The organism is Mesorhizobium sp. M1E.F.Ca.ET.063.01.1.1 (assembly GCF_003998155.1).
Lineage (GTDB): Bacteria > Pseudomonadota > Alphaproteobacteria > Rhizobiales > Rhizobiaceae > Mesorhizobium.
On record NZ_RZSC01000348.1, the window covers coordinates 1 to 6,023 of the forward strand.

Annotated in this window: 3 protein-coding genes; 1 reads left to right on the top strand and 2 read right to left on the bottom strand. The window is 64.9% G+C overall.

Translation table 11 applies throughout. The features are described from left to right. Positions 1 to 1,338, bottom strand: a 1,338-nt coding sequence (locus EOA29_RS22030) for an AsmA family protein (RefSeq protein ID WP_145969737.1), incomplete at its 3' end; no start/stop codon positions are given. A 264-nt stretch (positions 1,339 to 1,602) separates the two neighbouring features. Between EOA29_RS22030 and EOA29_RS22035 the strand changes: the two genes are divergently transcribed. Next, positions 1,603 to 3,561, top strand: a complete 1,959-nt coding sequence (locus EOA29_RS22035) for an acetoacetate--CoA ligase (protein ID WP_127221516.1) — start codon at positions 1,603 to 1,605, stop codon at positions 3,559 to 3,561. Between the two features lie 349 nt (positions 3,562 to 3,910). Here EOA29_RS22035 and EOA29_RS22040 read toward each other — a convergent pair. Continuing rightward, positions 3,911 to 6,023: histidine kinase dimerization/phospho-acceptor domain-containing protein (locus EOA29_RS22040; RefSeq protein WP_127221518.1), on the bottom strand; the 2,113-nt coding region annotated here is incomplete at its 5' end.

Genomic DNA, 6,023 nt, shown 5'->3' on the forward strand with positions numbered 1-6,023 from the left:
GTCGACATCCGACGCCAGGAGCCGCATCTCGACCTGAGTGCCGTCCGGCTTGCGGTCGAAACGCAGGCTGCTCTGGATGTTGCCGTTGAAGGCTGACGCGTCGGAGATGTCGAAGACGGCAAGCCCGTTCTTGACCTGCGCGGTAGCGGCGACGTCGGCCAGTTGTACCGGGCCGGCGGTGGCGTGCGCCGCCGACAGCCTGAGATCGAGGTTGATCTTGTCGGCGAAGCTGGTGTCGATCTCGCCTGGGCCTTTGTCGCCGGTGGGAGCGATCGGCGTGAAAGCGGAAAGGAACGATCGAAGGTCAAGCGTGTCGAAGGCAAGCGTGCCGGAAATGACGGGCAGGGCCTCGCTGAACGAAAAGTCCAGCGCCCCCATGCCGGGGTTGTTGTCGAGCGCCACCGTCGTGTTCTCGAATTTCGCCCGCCCGGCCGACGCCGTCACCTTGCTGGCGACCGAGACGGAGCCGATCGCGGCACTCGGCGCGATGCCGGCCTGCGACCATTCAAGCAGGCGTCTCAGCGAAGGGGCGGCGAATTTCGCCTGGCCGTCCAGATAGGCGTTGTCGGACATCGAGGCGACGCCGTCGAAGGAGAAGGTGGCGGGCGCGGCCTTGAAGGCGAACGTGACGGGCGCGGTGCCCCCGGCAAACAGCACCAGCGGCCTCGCCGAGGAAAAATCGATCTGGACGCTCTCGCCGCGCCATATGCCGGTCGCGGTGAGCGTGGCGTCGCTGTTCATCGCCGCCCAGTTCACCTGGCCGCTGAGGCTGCTCAGGATCTCGGTGTCCTTGCCGCCCGCCGAGGTCACGACGCGGCCGTCGCGGAATTCGACGGTGCCGAACGGATCGGAGGGCAGTCTGCCGAGATCGGGCTTCTGCGGGTTCGCGGTGACCACGCCGCGCGCCGTGTCGATCGAGCGCGTGATGCGGCCGCCGCTGGGCAGCGGCGGCAGATAGAAGCCGCTCGCCGTGCGCTCGACCCTGATCGTCGGCCGCACCAGCCTTGCTGTCGAGAATTGGACGTCGCCCTGCAGGGCGGCCATGGCCGAGAGGTCGACCTCGACGCGCTCGGCCTCGATCACCGGCGGCGCGTCGGTCTCGGTCCATTGCGACAGCGTCACATCGCTGAGGATCGCCCGGAACTTCGGCCACACCTCGATGCGCGGCGAACCGTCGATCGTTACGCGAAAACCGCTCCAGGCGCTCAATTCCCAGGCGATGCGGTCGCGCACGATGCGGGTCGAGGCAATCAGCGGCAGGGCGGCCACGGCCAGCGCGATGACCAGCACCGCAACGCCGATCACCCATACCCCCCGCCGGATCAAAGATGATGGCATCTCGCCCCGTATGCTTCCATTGCCGACAAAACCGCCCGACGGGTGTAACCGAGCGCCGACGCTTTTCAAGTCTTTATGGCCTTGCCATGGCATTTACGCCGGTTCCGTGCCGGCCATTCCAACAAAATCTTGCCCTGCCGCGCTGCGGTATGCATAAGCCATAGGCCCGTCCGGCCCGCAAACGCCACGCCGGTTTTGGGACAACGACGCAGGCGATATCAGGCTTAACTGCCGCAATCGCGACGCGCTTTGGGAGGAACGATCATGGCCGCCGACACCCCCTTGTGGACGCCGACGCAGGACCGGATCGCCTCCGCGCCCATGACTGCCTTCATGAAGGCCGCCGCCGAGAAGTCAGGCGAGACTTTCTCCAGCTATGCCGAGCTCCATCGCTGGTCGATCGACGATCGCGAAGCATTCTGGAGCCTGGTCTGGGATTTCTGCGGCCTTGTCGGCGACAAGGGCGAGCGGGTTCTCGTCGATGGCGAGAAGATGCCGGGCGCCGCCTTCTTCCCCGACGCAAAACTCAATTTCGCCGAGAATCTTTTGAAGAAGACCGGCGGCGGCCTGGCCATCGTCTTTCGCGGCGAGGACAAGGTCGAGCGCCGGCTGTCCTGGAACGAGCTCAACGCACTCACTTCGCGTCTGCAGCAGCTTTTCCTGTCGCTTGGGGTCAAGGAGGGCGACCGCATCGCCGCCATGATGCCCAACATGCCCGAGACCATCGCCGCCATGCTGGCGGCAAGTTCGATCGGCGCGGTCTGGTCTTCCTGCTCGCCCGATTTCGGCGAGCAGGGCGTGCTCGACCGTTTCGGCCAGATCGAGCCGGTCGTCTTCATCGCGCCCGACGGCTACTGGTACAACGGCAAGGCGATCGAGGTCGCCGACAAGGTCCGGGCGGTGGCCGAGAAACTGGCGACCGTGCGCAAGGTGCTGATCGTCGACTATCTCGGCACCTCGGCCGATGTCGCCGCCACCATCGACAAGGCGGCGGCGCTGGAAGAAGCGCTCTCGCCCTTCGCCGCCAAGGCGCTCGCTTTCGAGCGGCTGCCGTTTTCGCACCCGCTCTACATCCTGTTCTCATCGGGCACTACCGGCATTCCGAAATGCATCGTGCACTCGGCAGGCGGCACGCTGATCCAGCACGTCAAGGAACAGCGGCTGCATGCCGGCCTGCTCGACGGCGACCGCTTCTTCTACTTCACCACCTGCGGCTGGATGATGTGGAACTGGCTGGTCTCGGGCCTCGCCTCGGGCGCGACGCTTCTGCTTTATGACGGCTCGCCCTTCTATCCCGACGGCAATGCGCTGTTCGATTTCGCCGACGCGGAGAAGATGACCTATTTCGGCACCTCGGCGAAGTTCATCGATTCCGTGCGCAAGGCAGGGCTGAAGCCCATCAAGAGCCATGACCTTGGCAGCGTGTGCACCATCTCGTCCACCGGCTCGCCGCTGTCGCCGGAGGATTTCCGCTTCGTCTATGACGGCATCAAGAAGGACGTGCATCTGGCCTCGATTTCCGGCGGCACCGATATCGTCTCCTGCTTCGTGCTCGGCGTGCCTATAGAGCCGGTCTGGACCGGAGAGATCCAGGGACCGGGCCTCGGCCTTGCCGTCGACGTGTGGGACGACGACGGCAAGCCGATCCGGCAGGAGAAGGGCGAGCTCGTCTGCGCCAAAGCCTTCCCGGCGATGCCGATCGGCTTCTGGAACGATCCGGAAGGCAAGAAGTACCACGCGGCCTATTTCGAACGCTTCGACAATGTCTGGTGTCATGGCGACTTCGCCGAATGGACGGCGCATGGCGGCATCATCATTCATGGCCGCTCCGACGCCACGCTCAATCCGGGCGGGGTCAGGATCGGCACGGCCGAGATCTACAACCAGGTCGAGCAGATGCCGGAGATCCTGGAAGCGCTCTGCATCGGCCAGGATTTCGACAATGACGTGCGCGTCGTGCTGTTCGTCCGGCTGGCCGCCGGCGTCAGCCTCGACGAGGATCTGGAAAAGCGCATCCGCGCCAGGATCCGCACCGGCGCCAGCCCGCGCCACGTGCCGGCCAAGATCGTTGCCGTCACCGATATTCCAAGGACCAAGTCCGGCAAGATCACCGAGCTCGCCGTGCGCGACGTCGTCCACGGCCGCGCCATCAAGAACAAGGAAGCGCTCGCCAACCCCGAGGCGCTGGAGCTGTTCAGGAACCTGCCGCAGCTGGCGGAATAAGCCCCTCGAAATAGTAAACGAATTCTGGCGACCGAATTTACCTAGATTTCACGAGTGGTACACATTCGTAAATTTTTTCGGCCCCCGGTAAGGACTTGTTAAGGGACGACGCCGATAGTCGCGTATAACTTGAGGGAGAAATCCCGTTCCTCGTCCCCTGAGGATCAGATTCGCTCAAGTCCCCGTTGTGACAGCAATCCCATCTTTCAAGGCGTCCACTGGACGCCTTTTTCTTTTCCTGGAGCAATTCCAGGAAAGTGCGCAGCGGTTTTCCGTCCGGAATTGCGTAAAATCAAACGTTTGGAGCGGATCAGCGATTCTGTGAGAAGCTGAACCGCTCAAGACGCGATTATTCGGCGAGCACGCGCGTGGAAGGGAAGCCGACCTCGACCAGCGTGCCTTCGCCGGGAGTTGACGTGATGGTGAAGCGGGCACGGTTCGCCTCGACCATCGCTTTGGTCAGCGGCAACCCGAGGCCGGTGCCGTCGCCGCGTCCGCGCTTCAGCGCATTGATCTGCTTGAACGGCTTCAGCGCCTGTTCGATCTCGGCCTGGGTCATACCGATGCCGGTGTCGCGCACGCGCATGACGACGTCGCCGGAGGCCTCGTAGGCGGTCGAGACAATCACCTGGCCGCCGGCCTGTGTGTAGCGGATGGCATTGGACAGGATGTTGAGGGCGATCTGGCGCACGCTTCTCAAGTCCGCCACCACCTCCGGCAGCCGCGAGGCGAAGCTGGAACGGATGATGACGCGCTCGCGGTTGGCCTGCGGCTGCATCATCGCCACTGTCTCGGCCAGCGTGTCGTTGAGCGATACCGCCTCATAGGCCATTTCCTGCTGGCCGGCCTCGATCTTGGAGATGTCGAGCAGGTCGTTGACGAGGTCGAGCACGTGATTGCCCGACCGGTTTATGTCGCGCAGATAGTCGCGGTAGCGGTCATTGGCGACGGGGCCGAACTTCTCGTCCACCATCAGCTCGGAAAAGCCGATGATGGCGTTGAGCGGCGTGCGGATCTCATGGCTGATGCGAGCGAGGAAATCCGTCTTTTGCGAGGAGGCCCGCTCGGCCACGGCGCGCGCCTGGGTGAGGTCTTCCTCGGCGCGCTTCCACTGCGTGATGTCGCGCACGACGGCGCAGAAGCCGCTGTCGTTGGGCAGCCTGCCAATGGTCATGAACAGCGGAATGAAGCGTCCCTGCGCCTCGCGGCCGATGACCTCGCGGCCGTCATTGAGCAGGCTCGCCACGCCCGGCTCGGAAAGGCCGGCGAGATAGTCGCGCGCCGCGCGCTGGCTCTCGATGGCGAACAGCGAAGCGAAAGGCTTGCCGGCGATCTCATCGGTGTCGAAGCCGAACAGGGCTTCCGCGGGGCGGCTGATCGAACGGATATTGCCGTCGCGGCCGATCAGCACCACGCCGTCGGTGGCGGTGTCGATGATGGTGCGCATTTCGGCGATGCGCGACTTCAGCTCCGAAACATCCGGCTGCTGGCTCGGCTCGTCATTCGCCGCGCTGAAACTCGCCGCTGGCGCCTCGTCCTCGCCCGTGCGGCGCACCACCAGCATCAGCGCCTTGCCGCCGCGCCACGGCACGGAGCGCAACAACGCATCGATCGGGAATTCCTGACCCTGGCGGGTCGTGAGCTTCAGCGAACGGTCGCTTTCGTCGGGCTCGCCGTCGTTGGCGTAGTGCTCGGCGAACAGTGCGCCAAGCCCGCCGGCATCGGTAAGGTCCTCAAGCGCGTCATAGCCGGTGAGTTCGAGGAATGCGTGATTGGCGTAATACAGCACATCGCCGGAATGGATGAGCAGCGGCACCGGCAGCCTGGCGACGATGGACGTGTCGGGCGCCCTGGCCTCCTCGCCGGTGGAAAAAGCCGAAGGCACGAAGCCTTCAAGCTTGAGCGGCGGCATCTCGAGGCGCGGCCGTTCCGGCGATACCGCTTTCGCTTCGACAGGCCTTTCAGCCGCGGGCAGGGCGCTGTCGCTATCGGAACCGGCCCAATCCTCGCTGTCCTGCGCGTCGCGAAAATCGTCGGCGGTCATGCTGTCGTCATCCGCGCCTGCGTCGGGGGCGGGCGCCCCCGCCACGGGCCGCTGAACCGTCGGTTCGGCCGCCTTTTCCACCGCTTCGGTTTGGCGGGTCTCTGAATCCGGCGTTTGGTCCGCTTCGTCGGCGGCCTTCTCCGGCCCGGCATAGTCGAGCAGCGAACCGGAGACGGGCGGCGTTTCGTCCTCGCCGGCGGCTGCCTCGGAAGCGTCGTCGATACCGTCGAGCCGGGCCAGATCCTTCTGATCTTCCGCCTCGGTCTCCGCCTCCGCCGTCTCATCGGCCTCGGCCTGGGGCAGCGTTTGCTTGCCTTCGCGCCCGATGGGTTCATCCCGGCGCGTATCGGCCGCCGTCAGATCGGGCTCGCCGGCCTTCCGCCCACCGGTCTTCGGTTGTGCCGCCGCTGTCTCGGCC